This is a genomic window from Streptomyces corynorhini (assembly GCF_003346515.1).
Lineage (GTDB): Bacteria > Actinomycetota > Actinomycetes > Streptomycetales > Streptomycetaceae > Streptomyces > Streptomyces corynorhini.
Genome location: NZ_QQNA01000031.1, coordinates 21,659 through 41,577 on the forward strand (window position 1 = coordinate 21,659; position 19,919 = coordinate 41,577).

Consider the following 19,919-nt stretch of genomic DNA (forward strand, 5'->3'; position numbering starts at 1 on the left):
GGATCGCGGGTCCCCGGCAGCCGCTTACGGGCGAGCCAGGTCGGCGGAGATCCGGGCCAGCTGGTCCAGCCGCTGTTCGAGCGTCGGGTGCGAGGAGAGCAGCCGGCCCAGGCTCTCCTTCGAGGAGAACGCCGGGACGAAGAAGAAGGCGTTGTACGGCTCCGCCTTGCGCAGGTCCTCCGTCGGGATCCTGGCCATCTGCCCGCTCACCTTCGTCAGGGCCGAGGCCAGCGCCGAGGGGCGGCCGGTCAGCAGGGCGGCGGCCCGGTCGGCGGACAGCTCGCGATAGCGCGAGAGCAGCCGGGTCAGCAGGAAGCCGACCGCGTACACCACCGCGCTGACCAGGGGGATCAGCATGATCGCGATACCTGCGGGTCCGGCGTTCCTGGCGTTGCGCGCCAGTCCGCTGTACAGCGCCACCCGGGTGATCAGCCCCGCCAGCACGCCCAGGAACGAGGCGATGGTCATCACCGCGACGTCACGGTGCGCGACGTGGGACATCTCGTGCGCGAGGACACCTTCCAGCTCCTCGGGCTCCAGCCGGCGCAGCAGTCCTGTGGTGGCGCAGACGAGGGAGCTGCGCTCGCTCCTGCCCGTGGCGAACGCGTTGGGTATGTCGCTCTGCGCGATGGCCACCCGGGGCTTGGGCATGTCGGCCAGGGCGCAGATGCGGTCCACGGCGCCGTGCAGCTCGGGGGCCTCCTCGGGGGTGACCTCCCGCGCTCCCATGCTGAAGGCCGCGATCTTGTCGCTGAACCAGAACTGCGCGATGAACAGACCTCCCGCGAAGATCAGGATGATCGGCCACGCGTGGTTCAGCACCGCCAGCAGCACCCCGACCAGGACCACGTAGAGCAGGCCGATCAGGAACATGGTGGTGACCATGCGCGTGGTCAGACCGCGGTCCGGCGTGTAGCGGTTCTTCGTCGTCATCTTCCGCCTCCTGTTAGCTCTCACTGCTGCCATTTTCCTCTCTTTCCGGCGAAACGGCGTAAACAGCGGATATGGAAGATCAGCCGCACCCGCCCGCCCGTACGGCGAGCGTCGGCCCGTAGGGGCCGGAACCGGCCCGCGGCCAGGGGCGCACGGTGGCGCATTGCTGTACGCGGGGGCTCGCGCGATGGCGAGAAGTGCCTCCCGTGCTGCCGTTGTTGTGTTCCTCACCTTATGAGCCGGGCATTGAGGTAGGCGCGATGTAGGTAAATGACCACCATGTCGTGTGGGTAGACGAAGGCGATAAGGAGGTGCCGCATGATCAGAGTTCTTGTGGTGCACAAACTGGGTCTGTTTCGTTCGGCCCTGGTGGCGTTACTCCGTCCCGAGGCGACTCTCGATGTGTCGTCGGCGTCGGGGCGGACGGCATTTCGTGGAGCGTACGGTGTTCCTCCGCATGTCTATGTGGCGGACATCGACTGTCTCGATTCTCCTGGTTACCGGGAGGAGACCGGCTTCACCCGCGATGACCTGGGCTACGATCCGGCCCTGCTGGTCCTCGCAAGCTCACGGAAACCAGGAGCTTTGCGCAAAGCTTTTGACGCGGGCGCGCTCGGATACGTCAGCAAGGACGGAGAGCCGGGGAGATTAGTGGAGGGCATCCACAAAGTCGCACGAGGCGAGCGATTCGTCGATGAAACGCTCGCTTTCGATTTTCTGCAGGCCGCGAAGATGCCGCTGACCCCGAGAGAACTCAGCGTCCTCGCGCTGGCCGCCGAGGGGGCCCCGATCGATGAAATCGCGAGATCACTGCATCTGTCCAACGGGACGATACGCAACTATCTGGCCGCCGCGATACGGAAGGTGGGCGGCCGGAACCGTTTGGACGCGATACGTATTTCGCAGGGCGCGGGCTGGCTCTGAGCCCTCCGTCGGGTACGCGCGGCCCGCGCACGCGGCCGTCGGCGGTTCAGCCGACCGGGCCCGTGGCGCCGCGGTCCGCGGTGTTCCGTTCCTCGGCGCTCCGGTTCGTGCCGCTCCGGTCCGTGCCGCTCCCGTCCGCGCCGTTCCCGTCCTCGGCGCTCAGCCAGTGCCCCACCAGATCGCGGTAGAGAGCCGACCGGACGAGCAGCTCCTCGTGCGTCCCGTACGCGGGCCTGGTCCCGTCCAGGACGAGGACGCGGTCCGCCCGGCGCGCCGACGACAGCCGGTGTGCGACGACGATCAGCGTCCCCGGCCGCTCGGCGAGGGCAAGCTCCGCGCGGGCCTCGGCGACCGGATCCAGATGACAGGTCGCCTCGTCCAGGATCATCAGGGGGGCGGGGGAGAGATGAGCGCGGCACAGCGCCAGTGACTGACGCTCTCCCTGGGAGAGCGTGGCGGGCTCGACCAGGGCGTCCAGCCCGCCGAGCCGCCCGATCAGCTCGTCGACGCCCAGCGCCTCGACCGCCCGGACCAGAGCGGACGGCGACGTACCGGGCGCCAGATGGAGCAGGTTCTCCCGCACCGTGCCCGTGAACACGTACGCCTGCTGCGGGATCAGCACCCGCAGCGCCGCCAGCTCGGACGGCGTCCGGCCGGCCACCGGCTCTCCCGCCAGGAGGACAGTGCCCCGGTCGGGCGCGAGCAGCCCCGCGAGGACCCCCGTGAGGGTCGACTTGCCGATGCCGCTCGGCCCCACCACCGCCAGGTGCTCGCCCGGCCCGACGCCGAGGTCGAGCCCCGCCAGGACCGGCGGCGCGCCCGGCCCGTACGCGAGGGTGACCGCGCGGATCTCCGCCGCCGGAGGCACGGGCGCGCGACGCGGGAGGGGGCCCGGCCGCGTTCCGCCCGGCCCGGGTGCGGGCGGCACCGGCGGTACGGGTGGTGTGCGTGTGGCCGCTGCGTCCGGCGCGACCGGCGTGACCGGCGTCATCAGCGGCGCGTCCGCCGCCCCGTCCTCGAACCGCTCCAGCACCACCAGCAGCCGCGTACCGGCCGCCCCCAGGGCGGTCATCAGTGTGTGCAGCGCGGGCAGCAGGGCCTGTACGAGATAGGTGAGCGCCCCTATCAGCGCCCCGGCCGTGACCCCCTGCCGCAGCAGCCAGGGCGTCGCGACCAGCAGTGCGACGACCGGCAGCTGACCGGCCACCCCCAGCGCCAGGGCGCGCACCGCGGCCCAGCGGGCCAGGACGCGCGACGTCCGTTCACCGGCCGCGATCAGCCTCTCCGTACGGTCGGCCGCCTCCGCCCGCGTACCGCAGGCCGCGATGGAGCGCAGCCCCGCGCCCAGCGCGCCCGCCCGGTCGGCGACGGCCTCGTCCGCGTCCAGGAAGGCGCGCTGCGCGGCGGCCATCGGGGCCAGCGTGGCGAGGAACAGCGCCAGCCCCAGCACCAGCGGCCCCACGACCACCAGCAGGAGCTGGGGCGCCAGCGCCAGCAGCCCGGCCAGCGCGCCCAGGGCGGTGAAGACGAAGGACCGCGCGGTGAGCACCAGCCCGGCGAAGCTGTCCCGGACGATCTCCGTCTGATGGGTGAGCCGCGAGACCGCTCCGCTGTCGGTTCGCGCCGGATCGGCCAGCGCCCCGCGCAGATACTGGTGCACCGCCCTGCGCACCAGCGCGTCGCGCAACGGCTCCACCAGCGCGGCCAGTTGGGCGAAGACCCCGCGCACCAGCGGTCCTCCGGCCAGGATCGCCGCCGCCGCGACGGCCAGCCACAGCAGGCCCGTGCGGGTGTCCCCGGCCAGAAAACCCCGGTCCAGCGCCCGCGCCAGGCAGTAGCCGCCCAGGAAGGTCTGCGCGGACTCCAGCAGCGACCAGCCGCCCAGCCGCACGAGCGCCCCCTTCCTGCGCAGCAGGAAACGACGGCCCTCGGGCAGCAGACGGCGCAGCGTCCCCCGGCCGTCCCGGGGCTCCTCGGCGACGCCCGCGCGGGCCCGGCCCGTCACCGGCCGGGCTCCCCGTGCGCCAGGCGGCCGGGGAGCCCGGCCGCCGTGGGCGCCGCCGCCTCCGCCGTGGGCGTCGCCGTCTCCGACGCCGGTGTCTCCGCCTCCCGCGCGGCGAAGACGGCGCGGTAGGCGGGCAGCCGCCACAGTTCCGCGTGCGTTCCCACCGCCCGTACCCGCCCCTCCTCCAGCCAGACCACCAGATCGGCCCTGACCGCGGAGGAGAGCCGGTGGGCGATGACCAGCCGGGTACCGGCCCGGACGTCCCGGGCGAGCGCCCGCTCCACCTGGCGCTCGGTGACGGTGTCCAGACTGGACGTCGCGTCGTCCAGGATCAGCAGCCGTCCCGCGTGCGCGAACGCGCGTGCCAGCCCCAGCCGTTGCAGCTCCCCGCCGGACAGCGGCGCCTCGCCCGGCGGGGTGTCGTACCCGCGCGGCAGGAGCCGTACGAACGCGTCCGCGCTCGCCGCCCTGGCCGCCGACCGTATACGGCCGGGGGAGGCCCGGTCGGGTCCCGCCGCGAGCGCCTCACCGATCGTGTCGCCGAACAGCACCGGCCGCTCGAACGCGTACCCGACCTCGCGCCGTAACGGTCCGTACGCCACGGACTCCAGCGGTACGCCGTCGAGGAGCACCCGGCCCGCGTCCGGGTCGGTCAGCCGGCCCGCGACGGCAGCGAGCGTCGACTTGCCGGCGCCCGAGCGGCCCACCACGGCCGCCGAGACGCCTCCCGGTATCGTCAGGTCCACCCCGGTGAGCAGCGGCCGACCGTCCCGAACCACCCGTACGCCCCGCAGTTCGAGCCTGCCAGGACCGTCGGCCGGGAGGCGGGCGGTGCCGTACGCCATGGGCGCAAGCCCGGCGAGAGCGGCGGTCCTGCGGGCGGCGGAACGGCTCCGTACGAGCGAGCCGACCAGTCCGGCCCCCGCGCCGATCCCGGCGGCCAGCGTCGCGTAGCGGGAGGCGGCCAGCAGCTCGCCGACGCTGATCCGGCCCGCCGCGAGCGCCACCCCGCCGACCGCGAGCACACCGGTCGTCAGCAGCGGCATGAGGACTCCGCCGCGAGCGACGGCCCGGCCGTGCACCTGCCACATCCGCCGCCCCTGGACGGCGAGTTCGGGCAGCGGGGCGAGGATCCGGTCGCGTTCGCGCTCCGCCGTACCGGCGGCCGCCACCGTCCGCGCGCCGTCCATCACCTCGACCAGCCGGGAGGCGATGACGGACTGGACCGCCTGGTAGCGCGCGACGCTGTCGGAGGTGCCCCGGGCGAAGGCGCGCACCACCAGCGCCAGGAGCGGCACCCCGGCCAGGAACGCGACGGCCGTCCACAGGTCGATCAGGAACAGCGCGACGACCGCACCGGCCGGAGCGAGCAGCGAGGCCGCCAGCGCCGCCGCGCTCACCGGCGCCGTACCTGCCTCCGTGGCGTTCGCGGACAGCCGGGTCGCGAGGTCACCGGGCGTCAGCCGCGCGGCGCGGTCCGGCGGGGCGCCCAGCAGCCCGGTCAGCGCGCGCAGCCGCAGCCAGGCGGTGGCCCTGGCGCTCGCCACCCCGCTCAACAGGGCCTCCAACGCGTCGAGAAGCACCTCGGCGCCGATCAGCCCGATACACAGGACCGGCCAGAACCCGGCCCCGTCGGCCCCGCCGAGCGAGAGGTCCAGCGTCCGGCCGAGCACCGCGGGCAGCGCGAGGGACGCGCCCGCCGAAGCGGCGGAGCAGACGAACACGGCCGTCGTACGGCCCGCGCTGTGCCGGGCGGCGCCGAGCAGCAGGCCGGTACCGGTGTGCGCCGTGGTGCGCGGTGCGCGGGCGCCGCGGCGTGGAAACACCATCGGGGAGAAGTCCTCCTCCGGAGCGGGAACGCGACGGGGTGTGCGGAGGGCGAGCGGCTCGTGCGCCGAACCGGCGGAGCCAGGACGCGGGGAAGGCCCCGGGCGCGTTCACGCGCCCGGGGCCCTGCCGTACGTCAGTTACACGTGGTGATGCTCAGGCTGCTGTTGCCGCAGAGGAGCAGGCTCGCGCGGCTCCCGGTCTCCACGTCGCCGATGGCCTCTTCCTTCGGGGTCTCCAGCGACTGCAGGTCGAGAAGGTTCATGGTCGTTCCTCTCATTCATGGGGACGTTGTCTTGCCACGGCTCGTGGGACGAGCCGGCTCATGGGCCCGCCGGAGAGGCGGGAGGAACGGCAGGCAGGCCCGCCGTTCGGGCGAGGAGGCCGCGGCCAGTGCCAGGAGCGCGCCGGCGGTGCCGGTCGACAGATCCATGGACAGCCGCATCATCTGCTCGCCGGGGAAGGCCAGTTGGCCCCGGTACGTCATGGCGTGCCAGCCGAGCGCGTCGACCTGGCGCCGCAGGTCGGCCGGGCCGGTGCCCGGCCCCGCCGCCGTGGTGCGGCTGAGGTGCAGCACCATCCCGGCGGCGCCGCGGAAGAGACCCGGCTGCGCGTAGAACATCGCCTGCGCCGCCCGTACGATCTCGCCGCGCGCCCGCTCGAACGCGTCGTCGGCGCGGTGGGCGAGATAGTCGTCCAGGACCATGCCGATGCCCACGCTGCCCGCGCCCAGGTACGGCATGGTGCGCCATCCCTCGTCGACCTGGAGCGCGCCGCCGACGCCCGGTTTGCAGCGGGCCAGATCGAGGCGGAGCGCGTCGGCAGCCAGGTCCAGAAGGGCGCCGTCCCCGGTCCGTTCGTACAGCCGGATGAACAGCAGCGCGACGCCGCTCGCGCCGTACAGCAGACCGGCGCGGGGCAGACCACCGCCCGTCGACGGCGCGGACGGCAGTGACGCGGCGGCCAGTTCCGCACAGCGCAGGGACCCCTCGCGCAGCGCCGTCTCGCCGGTGGCCGCGGCGAGCGAGTCGAGCGCCAGACCGAGCCCGGCGGAGCCGCTGTGCAGATCGGGCGGCATGTCCCGCCAAGACTGATGGAGCATCAGATCAGCCAGTTGCAGGGCCGATTGGCGGTGGCCGAGCCGGTCCAGGCTCCAGGCGACGCCCGCCAGGCCGTCGTAGAAGCCCAATGGGGTGCCCGGCGCGGGCTCCTTGGACCGCGGCAGCAGCCACTCCTCGGCCTGCTCACTGCGCACGTCCGCGCTCATCTCCAGCGCGTAGAGCACCCCGGCGGCCCCGTACCCGAACGACAGGCCGCCGCCCGGCGTGGCGAACTGGGCGATGTCACCGGGGAAGAAACGATCCTCCCGGTCCGGGGAGGCCGTGGACAGGATGGCCCGCACCAGGGAGTCTCGGCTGCGCGGCCAGTCGCCCGGCGCCACCGGCAGATACCCGCCGGGCCGGGGCGCGGGCCGCCCGCGCGCCGTATCGGTGGTGCCGTCGGCGCCACCCGTACGACCCGTGCCACCCGTACGACCCATGCCACCGGTGCCGCCCGTGCGACCGGTGCCACCCGTACCGCCGGGCGCCCCGGCCGCCCCGGGGGCCCGCCCCACCTCCGCCCCGGGCTCGCGCAGGATCTCCGCCACCGCCGCGTCGAGGAACGCGCGCTCCACCGGGAACTGCTCGGCCACCACCTCGGCCAGATGGGCCGCCTTCGCGCGGTCGATGGCCAACAGGCTGGTCAGCGGCAGGAACAGGGCGAGACGCAGACAGGCGAGCGCATAGCGGTCGACATCGAATCCGCGCCGGTCGCCCGGTGCCACGAACCCCGGATTGGCCACCGTCTGACGCCCGTTGTCCGTGACGGGCGCCGCCGCCTCGAAGTCGAGCAGGACCACCGAGGACTCGTCCTCGGAGACCATGATGTTGAACAGATGCAGATCGTTGAAGACCACCCCGCGCTCGTGCACGGCGGCCACGGCCTCCTCCACCAGCCGGTGGATCCGCAGCGCCCACGCGGTGTACTCGGCGAGCCGCTCGGCGCCCGGCTCCGCGTCGATCAGCGGATGGCGGCGGGCGAAGAAGGAGTTGAGCGGCTTGCCCTCGATGAATTCGAGCACCAGGAAGTGGTGGCCGCCGACTTCGAGGCTGTCCCGCACCTCGGGGGTGCACCCCAGTCCCGACAGCCGCTCCAGCGCGGCCCGTTCGCGCCCCAGGCGCGTCACGGCGTCGGCGCCGTCCGCCGCGAGCCCCGCGTGCGGTCTCGCCTCCTTGAGCACCACCTGCTCGCCGGTCTCCAGGTGCCGGCCGACGTACACCCCGCCGCCGTTGGAGAAGTGCAGCGCCCGCTCGACGCGGTACGGCAGTCCGGCCACACTCATCGCGTCCCTCGCCGCGAGATGCGGACCGAGGAAGGCGGGCGGTGTGACCCACTCGGGTATCCGGAAGACCGGGCCGCGCGGATCGGGGACGAGTCTGCCCTCGGCGTTCTCCACGGCGGGACGCAACTGCCCCTCCGCGTCGTAGCAGTTCCGCTCGGTGAAGCTGCCGTAGCGCAGATGGACAGGACCCGCGCCCCAACGCAGATCGCTCAGGATGTACGGCCCGTCCTCGCCGGTCAGCAGCGCGTCCAGGGCTGCCGCCGTCACACCGCACTGCTCGTCGTCCGCCGGATAGACGGTGATGAACTTCCCGCTGGCGGCGCGGTCCGCGTACTTGGCGTTGCGGTTGTGCAGCAGATAGCGGCTCGGTACGAACTTGAAGGCCACCCGGCGCGGTACGCAGTACGCCATGACCCGGGCGAGCACCGACTCGGCGTTGTCCAGACAGGCCGAGACGTGGATCTTCCAGCCCTGGGAGGGCAGTTGACCGTCCAGCGGACGCCAGGCCAGCCAGTCCCCGGCGCGGTGGCGCTGCCAGCCGACGGGCGCCGGCCGCTCGGCGGCTTCGTACAGCGCGCCCTGTCCGGTGGCGTCGGTGGACGCCGTCCGGTGGGGTGCGTCGTAGAAGTGCCGGTCCGCGTCGCAGAATACGGCGTAGCCCTTGTTCACAGGCGCTCCTTCGGCTGATGACAGGGCCAACCGTGTCATCCTCCGGAAACGTCAGACAGTCGCCGATGTCACCTCCCGTACGTGGACTACGCACAGGTAACCCGGACACGACGGACCGGCGGACCCCTGGCAGGGGCCCGCCGGTCCTGGTGCCGGTGGGACGGTGGAGCGGCGGAACGCGCGGTTCTACAGCGCCGGGTAGGCGTTCTTCAGCAGCTCCTGGAACTGCGCGGAGAACCAGTCACCCGAGAGCGGTGCGTTGGCCAGCGCCCCGGACAGGTGGTTGTTGTTGCGCGGGTTGCCGGTGTACGTCGGGTCGCACATCCGGTCGAAGCCCTTGCCCTGGTCGTTCGGGATGGCCTTGCTCGCACCGTCGGACTCGCCCGGGGGCTTCACCCAGACGTACGCGTCGATTCCGGTGGCGGGCGCCGCGGTCGGCCGCTCGCCGAGCCCGGCTCCGGACTGGTTGCACCAGTTGCCCAGGTGGATCCGGCGGTCGTAGCGTCCACCGTCCACGTAGGTGTCCACACTGGTCTGGGCGCCCGGTCCGGTGGGCCGGGCCGTGCCGCCCCAGCCGTTGCGGGAGGTGTCGATCAGCATGCCGATGTCCGACCTGAAGCCGACGCCGACGAGTTCCTGCCGGAACGCCTGGGCGAAGGACTGCTCGTCGACGTACCGGTTCCAGTCCACCCACGTCGACTCACGGACCGACTTGCCTGCCACGCTGTCGTTGATGGTGAAGTTGTTCTCCTTCGTCGCACCGTAGTTGGCGGTGTTGACGATGAAGCCGGTCACGTTGTCGACCGTGCCGCCCTCCGTGGTCGCGGCCTGCTTGAGGATCTGCGCGGACGCGTTGAAGTTGTCGTCCCAGCCGAGCCAGCCGTGGTGTCCCGCGTCCACGTAGTTGTAGACGTTGGGGATGGCTCCGAGCTTCCGCAGCGCGTAGCCGACGCCCTTGACGTAGTTGCCGTTGGCCTTCATCACGTCGCAGTCGGGGGTGGCGGTGGGCCGCGGCGAGACGTTGGTGACCAGGTTGGGCAGCGAGTCGATCTCGACCGTCGTCACGATGCGCAGGCTCGCGTACTTGGTGTCGGCGAGGATGGCCGCGATCGGGTCGATGTACTCGGTCTGGTAGCGGCCGATCTCCGTCGGGCCCAGCTCCCCGTTGGAGGCGAGCGCCGAGCAGTCACGGCCCGGCAGGTTGTAGATGACGAGCTGGACGACCAGCGGGCTGCCGGCCGCCTGGGTCAGGGCCGTGTCGAGGTGGGCGCGCAGCCCGCGGGCGCCGCTCGTGCCCTGGATGGCCGCGATGCGGTCCAGCCAGACGCCCGTCGGCTGGTTGGAGATCTTGCTGCCGCCCGGCTCCGCCGCCGCCTTCGCGGACCAGTCCGGGTTGACGTACACCTTGGCGCCGGCGTACGGGTTGTCGACCTTGGCGCTCGGCCCGCTTCCGCCGTCCCCGCCGCCGTCTCCTCCACCGCCGCCCGGGACGTTGCAGGTCACCCCGTTGAGCTTGAACGTGGTGGGTATCGCGTTGGCGCCGGTGACGTTGCCGTTGAAGCCGAAGCTCGCCGACCCGCCGGTGGCCAGGGTGCCGTTCCAGGCGACGTTGGTGGCGGAGACCGCCGTACCGCTCTGGGTGAGCGTGGAGTTCCAGCCCTGGGTCACCTGCTGGTTCCCCGCGAAGCTCCACTCCAGCTTCCAACTGCTCACCGCGTCACCGGTGTTGGTCACCGCGACATCGGCGGAGAACCCCCCGGACCAGGAACTCTGGATCTTGTAGTCGACGGTGCAGCCCGCCGCCGCCGCGCTGGCGGGACCGCCCAGCGCGGTCGTCGTGCCGGCGACCCCGGCGACCAGGGCGAACGCGGCCAGGACCGCCGTTCTGGTGCGGCGTGGGGGAGAGGTGGTGCGGCTCATGAGAGTCCCTTCAGATGGTCACGGAGTCCCACGCCGAAGTTGGTCGGCGTGCCGTTGTAGTCGCTGATCAGGGAGGGCCCCGAGGAACAGTCCCACGTGTTCCAGGTCCACCCGAGGTACGAGGCGCCGCGGCCGTCCAGCCAGGCCATGACCCGGTCGATATAGCCGTGCGCGCAGGTGTTCTCGCCGATCTCGCCCGCCACCAGCGGCACCTGTGCCAGCACCGGGGCGAGTTGTTCGTTCCAGCAGCTCTCGCTGGAGCAGGTGTTGAAGTTGTACGTGTGCCAGGCGGCGGCGAGGTTGCCCGCCGGATCGCTCGGCCGGTACTGGAGCCACTGGCGCATGTCGTTCGCGTACGCCAGACCGGGCACCAGCACCAGGTTCTGGGCGCCGGTGGCCCGTACCGCGGTCACCAGGGACTGCATTCCGGCCACCTGGAAGTCGATGCCGGGGCAGCTGCCTCCGTCGCGCCAGCAGGTCCAGGCCGCGGTCAGGTCGGTGGTGGCCCGGTCCGGGAAGGGCTCGTTGAACAGGTCGAAGACCACCGCCGGATCGCTCTTGAACGTCTCGGCGACCGAACTCCAGAACGCCGGGGTGTACTTCGCGTCGGGCATCGGCTTCTGGCAGGTCGCGTACTCGGTGTCGGGGCAGTGGCTGTCACCGCCCGTGTACTTCCCGTTGGTCCAGTGCAGTTCGACCACGGGGGTGATGCCGTGCGCCTCCAGCCTGGCCACGTACTCCTTCACGGCGCTGATGTAACGCGCCCCTGCGTACTCCGGTTTGACATGGGAGAGCCCGAGCCAGCACTCCTCGTTGAGGGGTACCCGTACGGTGTTCACCTTCCAGTCCGCGATGGCTTTCACGGACGCGTCGTCGACCGGACCGTCGAAGAAGCCGTAGCCCTGGACGCACATGAACTCGCCGCCGGAGCGGTTGACTCCGAGCATGCGGCGGGTGGCGCCGTTCTGGTCGACCAGCTTGTTGCCCGAGACATGGAGCTTCGGTGGAGCGCCGGCCGGGTCGGTCGGGGGGTCGGTAGGGGGATCGGTCGGGCCGCCGGGGTCCGGCTGCCCGTCGCACGTCGCGCCGTTGAGCTTGAAGGCGGTCGGAGCGGGGTTCGACCCCGACCACGAGGCGGTGAACCCGGCGCTGAGCGAGCCGCCGGTCGGAATTCTGCCGTTCCAGCTCTCGTTGACGACGGTCACCGTCCTGCCGGACTGTGACCACTTGCCGTTCCAGCCCTGGGTCACCTGCTGGCCTCCGGTGAAGTCGAAGGTCAGGCTCCAGTTCTCGACCGGCGATCCGCTGTTGGTCAGGGTGACTCCGCCCTGGAAGCCGCCGTCCCACTGACCGGTGGTGCTGTACTCGACCGTGCAGGTCGCCGCGGTTCCCGACGCGGCCGCCTGCGGAACCAAGGCGGTGCCCGCCACGGCCAGGGCCGCGGCGGCCAGCAGCGCACAGAGGCGCGGTGGTGCTCGCATGGAGCGACTCCTCGGGGCCGATACGCCACCTGACGCGGCGTATGACTGATGGAAGCGCTCCCACTGGTTGTGTTCGACGGTAGCGCCGAAGTGGCCTGAGTCAACAGCCCAGTTGAATTCTTTTATCTCCGGACTCGGCTGGACGTGCGTCTTGTTCAAAGTCTTGACAGGTGCACGTACCCGCTCAACGCTTGGGAGCGCTCCCACTGGTTCGCTCCCCACCCCCACCCGCACCGGACCGCGAGGAGGACCCCTCCATGCTCGGTTTACGAGGCTCCGCACCAGGCACACCCCCACCCCTCGGCGGACATCGCGGGCGGGGTACCCGGCGGCTGCTCACCGCCCTGGTGGCCGCCCTGTCCCTCCCGCTGGCCATGACCGCGATCGGTTCCACCCCCGCGCGGGCCGCGGCGGTCCAGTGCGGCGTCGACTACAAGACGAACGACTGGGGCTCCGGCTTCACCGCCGACCTCACGATCACCAACCGCGGCACGGACCCCCTCGACGGCTGGACGCTGACCTACGGCTACGCGGGCAACCAGACCCTCACGAGCGGCTGGAACGGCACCTGGACACAGTCCGGCAGGACCGTCACGGTCAAGAACGCCGCGCACAACGGGTCGATCGCGCCCGGCGCCGCGGCGACCACCGGCGCCAACTTCACCTACAGCGGCAGCAACGCCGCACCCACCGTCTTCGCTGTCAACGGCGTCACCTGCGCAGGTGCCCACCAGCCGCCCATCACCGTACTGAGCGCTCCGGCCCCCGGCGCGGTCTTCACGGCGGGCGGCACCATCCCGATGGCGGCCACGGCCGCCGCCGCGGACGGCGCGGGCATCACCAAGGTCGAGTTCTACAGCGACACCACGCTGCTGGGCACCGACACCACCTCGCCGTACACCTTCGACTACCCGAACGCCCCCGCGGGCGATCACTCCCTGTACGCCAAGGCGTACGACGGCCAGGGCGCCTCGGCCGAGTCGACTCCGGTCGGCGTCCGTGTCGTCGCGGGCCCCTCACTGGTCGCCACCCCGGCCCAACTGGCCGTCCAGCAGGGGAAGACGGGCACCTTCGGGGTGAAGCTCTCCGCCCAGCCGTCCGCCGCGGTGAACGTGAGCGTCGCCCGTACCGCGGGCAACACCGGCCTCAGTGTCACCGGCGGCGCCACCCTCACCTTCACCACCGCCGACTGGAACACCGCCCAGCAGGTGACCATCACCGCGGCGGCCACCGGCACCGGCGCCGCCACCTTCACCGCGACCGCGCCGGGACAGGCCAAGGCGGACGTCACCGTCACCCAGCTGGCCGCGGCGAGCACCTACGACGCCCGGTTCCTGGAGCTGTACGGCAAGATCACCGACCCGGCCGCCGGATACTTCTCGCCCGACGGCATCCCGTACCACTCGGTGGAGACCCTGATCGTCGAGGCGCCCGACCAGGGCCACGAGACGACCTCCGAGGCGTACAGCTATCTGATCTGGCTCCAGGCCATGTACGGCAAGGTCACCGGCGACTGGACGAAGTTCAACGGCGCCTGGGACATCATGGAGAAGTACATGATCCCCACCCACGCCGACCAGCCGACCAACAGCTTCTACACCGCGTCGAAACCGGCCACCTACGCGCCCGAGTGGGACCAGCCCTCCCAGTACCCCTCCCAGCTGAACAGCAACGTCCCGGTCGGCAACGACCCGATCGCGGCCGAGCTGAAGAGCGCCTACGGCACCGACGACATCTACGGCATGCACTGGATCCAGGACGTCGACAACGTCTACGGCTTCGGCAACTCGCCCGGCAAGTGCGAGGCGGGACCCGCCGACAAGGGCCCCTCGTACATCAACACCTTCCAGCGCGGACCCCAGGAGTCGGTCTGGGAGACCGTGCCCCAGCCGACCTGTGACTCCTTCAAGTACGGTGGCAGGAACGGCTATCTGGACCTGTTCACCGGAGACGCCTCCTACGCCAAGCAGTGGAAGTTCACCAACGCCCCCGACGCCGACGCCCGCGTCGTCCAGGCCGCGTACTGGGCCTCGGAGTGGGCGAAGGAACAGGGTAAGGGCGGTCAGATCGCGGCGAACGTCGCCAAGGCCGCCAAGATGGGCGACTACCTCCGCTATGCGATGTACGACAAGTACTTCAAGAAGATCGGTGACTGTGTGGGGGAGACCGCCTGCGCGGCGGGCAGCGGCAAGAACAGCTCCCACGACCTGCTCTCCTGGTACTACGCCTGGGGCGGCGCCACCGACACCTCGGCCGGCTGGGCCTGGCGCATCGGATCCAGCTTCAGCCACAGCGGCTACCAGAACCCCATGGCGGCCTGGGCGCTCAGCTCGTACGCCGATCTCAAACCCAAGTCGGCCACCGGCCAGCAGGACTGGACCACCAGCCTCAAGCGCCAGGTGGAGTTCTACCGCTGGCTCCAGTCCACCGAGGGCGGCATCGCGGGCGGCGCCACCAACAGCTGGCAGGGCCGCTACGCCCAGCCGCCGACCGGTACCCCGACCTTCTACGGCATGTACTACGACGAGGCGCCGGTCTACCACGACCCGCCGTCCAACCAGTGGTTCGGCTTCCAGGCGTGGTCCATGGAACGGGTCGCCGAGTACTACCACCAGACCGGTGACAGCGCCGCCAAGGCCGTGCTGGACAAGTGGGTGAGCTGGGCGCTGTCCAAGACCACCGTCCATCCGGACGGTACGTACCAGATCCCGTCGACGCTCCAGTGGTCCGGCAAGCCGGACACCTGGAACGCCACGACGCCCGGCGCCAACACCGGGCTGCACGTCACCGTCGCGGACTACACGAACGACGTCGGTGTGGCCGCCGCGTACGCCAAGACCCTCTCCTACTACGCGGCGAAGTCGGGCGACGCGGCGGCGAAGACCACGGCCAAGGCGCTGCTCGACGGCATGTGGGACCACCACCGGGACGCCCTGGGCATCGCGGTGCCCGAGACCCGCGCCGACTACAGCCGCTTCGACGAGCCGGTGTACGTACCGAGCGGCTGGACCGGCACCATGCCGAACGGCGACGCGATCGACTCGGCCGCCACCTTCGCCTCGATCCGCTCCTTCTACAAGAGCGACCCGGCCTGGTCCAAGGTCGAGGCGTATCTGAAGGGCGGCGCCGCGCCGACCTTCACGTACCACCGGTTCTGGGCGCAGGCGGACATCGCGCTGGCGCTCGGCTCGTACGGGGATCTCTTCGAGTAGCGCGTGGGCGCGCTTCCCCGTCCCTGACGCGGAGGGTCCCGGCTGTCGCCCGCCGGGACCCTCCGTCCTCATGTTCCGCGCCCGAACACCCCAGTCATTACGGCCGTTTGATGCGCTTTTGGCACACGAAATTGACAACGCAAGGTCAAATTCTGGTATCTGACCTGTCCGAACGGGTCGATTCGATGTCACTCTCTGGACGGCTCACCGCGCGTAGATCGCTTGGCGGGCTTATGACATGCACAGCTCAGCACCCTGGGCGGTGGCCGCACCCCTACGGCCCCCGCTTTCCCCACAGAGGGTCCGCTCACCGGCGGCCCGACACTCTTGGAGACTGAGTGAGACTCGTAGCTTCCTCCCCCCGCACCACCACCTCCCGCAAGACCTCTCTGCGCGTCGCCGCCCTCGCCGCCTCCGCGGCCATGGTCGTCGTCGGCGTGCAGTCGGGCACCGCGAGCGCCCAGCCCGACGCCGCCCGCGAGAGCGGCGCCACGGCCCTCGCGCTCACGCCCGGCCAGCGCGTCGAGGCCATCAAGGACGCGCAGGCGGACTCCGTCGGCCAGGCGAAGTCCCTGGGCCTCGGCGCCCAGGAGAAGCTGGTCGTACGGGATGTGATCAAGGACGCCGACGGTACGGTCCACACGCGTTACGAGCGGACCTACGCCGGTCTGCCCGTACTCGGCGGCGACCTCGTCGTCCACGAGCCCGCCGCAGGGAAGACCAGCGTCACCAAGGCGGTCTCGGCCCGGATAGCCGTCGACTCCACCACCGCCGAGGTCGCCGCCTCGGCCGCGAAGTCGACCGCGCTCAAGACCGCCAAGGCGGAGAAGACCGCGAAGGCGGCGGCCGAGAACGCCCCCCGCAAGGTGATCTGGGCGGCCGACGGCGCCCCCGTGCTCGCCTGGGAGACCGTCGTCGAGGGCTTCCAGCCCGACGGCACGCCGAGCGAGCTGCACGTCGTCACCGACGCGGCCACCGGCAAGGAGCTGTTCAAGGACGAGGCCATCGAGACCGGCACCGGAACCGGCAAGTACAACGGCACGGTGACCATCGGCACCACCAAGAGCGGCACCACGTACAACCTGACCGACAGCGGCCGCGGGAACCACAAGACGTACGACCTCAACCAGGGCACCTCCGGCACCGGCACCCTCTTCACCAACTCCACCGACACGTGGGCGGGCGGCCGGCTCACCGCCGGGGTCGACGTCCACTACGGCGCCGCCACCACCTGGGACTTCTACAAGAACGTGGTGGGCCGCAACGGCATCAAGAACAACGGTGTCGCGTCCTACTCCCGCGCCCACTACGGCAACAGCTACGTCAACGCGTTCTGGAGCGACAGCTGCTTCTGCATGACGTACGGCGACGGCTCGGGCAACAGCAACCCGCTCACCTCGCTCGACGTTGCCGCGCACGAGATGACCCACGGCGTCACCGCCGCCACGGCCAATCTCAACTACAGCGGTGAGTCCGGCGGCCTCAACGAGGCCACCTCCGACATCTTCGCCGCCGCCGTCGAGTTCTACGCCAACAACCCGAGCGCGCCGGGCAACTACCTGGTCGGCGAGCAGATCAACATCAACGGCAACGGCACCCCGCTTCGCTACATGGACAAGCCGAGCAAGGACGGCGCGTCCAAGGACTACTGGTCCTCCACCCTCGGCAACGTGGACGTCCACTACTCCTCCGGCCCCGCCAACCACTTCTTCTACCTGCTGTCCGAGGGCAGCGGCGCGAAGACCGTCAACGGCGTGAGCTACAACAGCCCCACGTACGACGGCTCGACGCTCGCCGGTATCGGCCGGGACAAGGCCATCCAGATCTGGTACAAGGCCCTCACCACGTACATGACGTCCACCACCAAGTACGCCGGCGCGCGCACCGCGACGCTGAGCGCGGCGGGCGCCCTGTACGGCACGACCAGCACCGAGTACAAGGCGGTCGCCGCCACCTGGACCGCGATCAACGTCAGCTGATCCGGCGGGTCCGCCGGCCGGCGTCGGCGGACCCCTGCTGGGCACGGGCCCGCGCGTTCACCACGCGCGGGCCCGTGCGCGTGTGCGGCCCGCCGGGGCCGGGCCGGGGAAGTAGGGTGCGATGTCCGAAGCGTCCCCGCCCCACCCGCGAAGGAGACCGGCGATGAGCGCGCCCGCCGAAGGCAACCAGGCGTACGGGAAGAAGCCCTTCAAGCGTTCGACGAGCCACTTCGCGGACCGGATCACGGCCGACGGCCGGGACGGCTGGCCCGTCGAGGCCGGCCGCTACCGGCTGGTGGTCAGCCGCGCCTGCCCCTGGGCGAGCCGCGCCCTCGTCGCCCGGCGCCTCCTCGGGCTGGAGAGCGCCCTCCCGCTCGCCGTCGTGGACCCGATCCAGGACGACCGCAGCTGGCGCTTCACCCTCGCCCCGGACGGCCGTGACCCCGTCCTCGGCATCCGCTTCCTCGCCGAGGCGTACGACGCGCGCGAGACCGGCTACCCCGGCGGGGTCAGCGTGCCCGCGATCGTGGACGTCCCCAGCGGGAAACTCGTCACCAACGACTACCAGCGCATCACCCTCGACCTCGCCACCGAGTGGACGGCGCTGCACCGGCCGGGCGCCCCCGACCTCTACCCCGAGCCGCTGCGCGCGGAGATCGACGAGGTCATGGAGGGCGTCTTCCGCGATCTCAACAACGGCGTGTACCGGGCCGGATTCGCCACGGGACAGAGCGACTACGAGGACGCCTACCGGGCCGTGTTCCACCGGTTCGACCTGCTCTCCGAGCGGCTGGCGGACCGCCGTTACCTGGTGGGCGACACCCTCACGGAGGCGGACATCAGGCTGTTCACCACGCTGGTGCGCTTCGACGCCGTCTACCACGGACACTTCAAGTGCAACCGCGACAAGCTGACGGAGAACCCGGTGCTCTGGGCGTACGCCAGGGACCTCTACCAGACACCCGGCTTCGGCGACACGGTGGACTTCGACCACATCAAGCGCCACTACTACCAGGTCCACACCGGCATCAACCCGACCGGCGTCGTACCGCTGGGCCCCGATCCGGCCGGATGGCTCACCGCGCACCACCGCGAGCGGCTGGGCGGCCGGCCGTTCGGGGACGGCACCCCGCCCGGCCCGGTGGAGCCGGACGAGCGGATCCCGCCCGCCGGACGGCCCTGAACGGCGCGGGCGGCGCCCGCCTCCCGGCCGGGCGCCGCGGTCAGCGCGGCGCCGGGGGCCGACGCAGCAGATACAGCCCCACCCCCGCCGCCAGCACCAGCACCACGACGGTGAAGACCATCCCCGCGCCCCGCAGCCCCAGCCACAGGGTCAGCGCCCCGACGCCGACGACCGGCAGCGAGATGCCCAGATAGGCGACGACGAAGAACGCGGAGACCGTGCCGCCCCGGTGCTCGGGCGGCGCCGCGCCGCTGACGGCCGTCATACCGGCGCGGAAGGCGAGCCCCTGGCCGAGTCCGCCGCACAGCGCGCCCGCCACGAGCAGCGGCAGCGACCGTACGGCCAGCGAGGCGCCCACCAGCGCCAGCCCGGCGACCAGGACGAAACAGCCGCCCGGCAGCGCCGCGCGTACGCCCACGCGGCCCAGGAGCGACTGGCCGACCGTGGAGGCCAGGAAGACGGAGAAGACGACCGCGCCCGAGACCGCGAGATCGCGCACCCCCAGCGTCTGGGCCATGAAGGACGGCGCCACCGCCGTGAACAGCCCCAGCAGCGCGAACCCGGCGAACGCGGCGAGGGCCGACGGCACGAACACCCCGCGCACCCGCGGCGGCACCGTCAGCCCCCGCGGGCGCGGCGTACCCCACCCAGGCCGGGCCCGCTTCGTCACCGCGACGGTCTCCGGCAGGAACCAGGTCACTACGCCTGCCGCCGCCACCAGCGCCAGATGCACCAGGAACGGCAGCCGCAGCGGCCAGGGCGCGTACTGCGCCAGTACCCCGGCCAGCAGCGGGCCGCACCCCAGACCGCCCATGTTCGCCGCGGTGGCCGCGAGCCCCGCGCGCGCCTCGCGGCCCGGCGGTGCCAGCTCCATGACGGTGACGGTCGCGGCGCCGCTCAGCAGCCCGGCGGCGAAGCCCGACAGCAGCCGGCCCGCGAACAGCGCAGGGAGCCCGCCCTCGAACACGAAGCACAGCGCGCTGGCCGCCGAAAGACCGAGCGCGCACAGCAGCACCGGCCGTCGGCCCACCTCGTCGGAGACGTTGCCCACCAGCAGCAGCGTCGCGATCACGCCCAGGGCGTAGACGGCGAACACGATCGTCACCATCAGCTCGGAGAAGCCGAGTTGCGCGCGGTAGAGCCCGTAGAGCGGGGTGGGCAGGGTCGTACCGGCCATGCCGACGGCGAAGACCGCCGCGGCCATCGGATATCCCGGGCGCCGGTGGCCGTGGCCGTGGTCCATCTGGCGGTGCATCGGGAACACGTCCCCTCGGCAGAGCTGCACGCGGGTCGGGCGGGCCCCGCGCCGATCGGGTCGGCGCGCGCCCCGAGGGCGCACGCCTGCCTCCATCAACCCGCACATCGCTCCCGCGCACCATCCGGCACGGGCGTAAGAGGGACGG

12 protein-coding genes are annotated in these 19,919 nt (G+C 71.7%); 4 read left to right on the plus strand and 8 right to left on the minus strand.

Annotation, left to right across the window (positions count from 1 at the left end; translation table 11 throughout):
- Positions 1-24 precede the first annotated feature (24 nt).
- Positions 25-933 carry a zinc metalloprotease HtpX gene (gene htpX / locus DVH02_RS05470; protein WP_114622536.1) on the minus strand — a complete coding sequence of 303 codons (909 nt, stop codon included), beginning with the start codon at positions 931-933 and terminating at the stop codon, positions 25-27.
- A gap of 318 nt (positions 934-1,251) precedes the next feature.
- Here htpX and DVH02_RS05475 point away from each other — a divergent pair, with 318 nt between their 5' ends.
- The gene (locus tag DVH02_RS05475; RefSeq protein WP_114622537.1) at positions 1,252-1,857 is read left to right on the plus strand and encodes a response regulator transcription factor; all 606 of its coding nucleotides are present in this window, start codon (positions 1,252-1,254) and stop codon (positions 1,855-1,857) included.
- Positions 1,858-1,903: 46 nt separating this feature from the next.
- Here the strand turns inward: DVH02_RS05475 and DVH02_RS05480 are convergent, their stop codons facing one another.
- From DVH02_RS05480 to DVH02_RS05505, 6 genes are all read right to left on the minus strand, one after another.
- The gene (locus tag DVH02_RS05480) at positions 1,904-3,862 is read right to left on the minus strand and encodes an ATP-binding cassette domain-containing protein (protein ID WP_199566175.1); all 1,959 of its coding nucleotides are present in this window, start codon (positions 3,860-3,862) and stop codon (positions 1,904-1,906) included.
- On the minus strand, positions 3,859-5,691 hold the full coding sequence (locus tag DVH02_RS05485) for an ABC transporter ATP-binding protein (protein WP_114622538.1): 1,833 nt from the start codon (positions 5,689-5,691) through the stop codon (positions 3,859-3,861). The genes DVH02_RS05480 and DVH02_RS05485 overlap by 4 nt, the downstream gene beginning before the upstream one ends.
- Before the next feature lie 134 nt (positions 5,692-5,825).
- Positions 5,826-5,954 (minus strand): mycelium formation morphogenetic lantipeptide SapB, encoded by a 129-nt coding sequence (ramS, locus tag DVH02_RS05490; RefSeq protein ID WP_114622539.1) that lies wholly within the window; start codon positions 5,952-5,954, stop codon positions 5,826-5,828.
- Between the two features lie 15 nt (positions 5,955-5,969).
- Positions 5,970-8,741 carry a class III lanthionine synthetase LanKC gene (gene lanKC / locus DVH02_RS05495; protein ID WP_114622540.1) on the minus strand — a complete coding sequence of 924 codons (2,772 nt, stop codon included), beginning with the start codon at positions 8,739-8,741 and terminating at the stop codon, positions 5,970-5,972.
- Between the two features lie 186 nt (positions 8,742-8,927).
- Positions 8,928-10,661, minus strand: a complete 1,734-nt coding sequence (locus tag DVH02_RS05500; RefSeq protein WP_114622541.1) for a glycoside hydrolase family 6 protein — start codon at positions 10,659-10,661, stop codon at positions 8,928-8,930.
- Positions 10,658-12,142, minus strand: a complete 1,485-nt coding sequence (locus tag DVH02_RS05505) for a cellulose binding domain-containing protein (protein WP_114622542.1) — start codon at positions 12,140-12,142, stop codon at positions 10,658-10,660. The genes DVH02_RS05500 and DVH02_RS05505 overlap by 4 nt, the downstream gene beginning before the upstream one ends.
- A 257-nt stretch (positions 12,143-12,399) precedes the next feature.
- On the opposite strand from DVH02_RS05505, the gene DVH02_RS05510 reads away from it, so the two are divergent.
- The 3 genes from DVH02_RS05510 to DVH02_RS05520 all read left to right on the plus strand — a co-directional run bounded on the left by DVH02_RS05510 (position 12,400) and on the right by DVH02_RS05520 (position 18,516).
- Positions 12,400-15,354, plus strand: a complete 2,955-nt coding sequence (locus DVH02_RS05510) for a glycoside hydrolase family 48 protein (RefSeq protein ID WP_114622543.1) — start codon at positions 12,400-12,402, stop codon at positions 15,352-15,354.
- A 422-nt stretch (positions 15,355-15,776) separates the two neighbouring features.
- Positions 15,777-17,333, plus strand: coding sequence for a M4 family metallopeptidase (locus DVH02_RS05515; protein WP_114622586.1), 1,557 nt, complete (start codon positions 15,777-15,779; stop codon positions 17,331-17,333).
- Between the two features lie 163 nt (positions 17,334-17,496).
- Positions 17,497-18,516, plus strand: a complete 1,020-nt coding sequence (locus DVH02_RS05520) for a glutathione S-transferase family protein (protein WP_114622544.1) — start codon at positions 17,497-17,499, stop codon at positions 18,514-18,516.
- Between the two features lie 40 nt (positions 18,517-18,556).
- Here DVH02_RS05520 and DVH02_RS05525 read toward each other — a convergent pair whose 3' ends face one another.
- Positions 18,557-19,771: an MFS transporter gene (locus DVH02_RS05525; protein ID WP_114622545.1), complete on the minus strand. Its 1,215-nt coding sequence runs from the start codon at positions 19,769-19,771 to the stop codon at positions 18,557-18,559.
- Positions 19,772-19,919 lie beyond the last annotated feature (148 nt).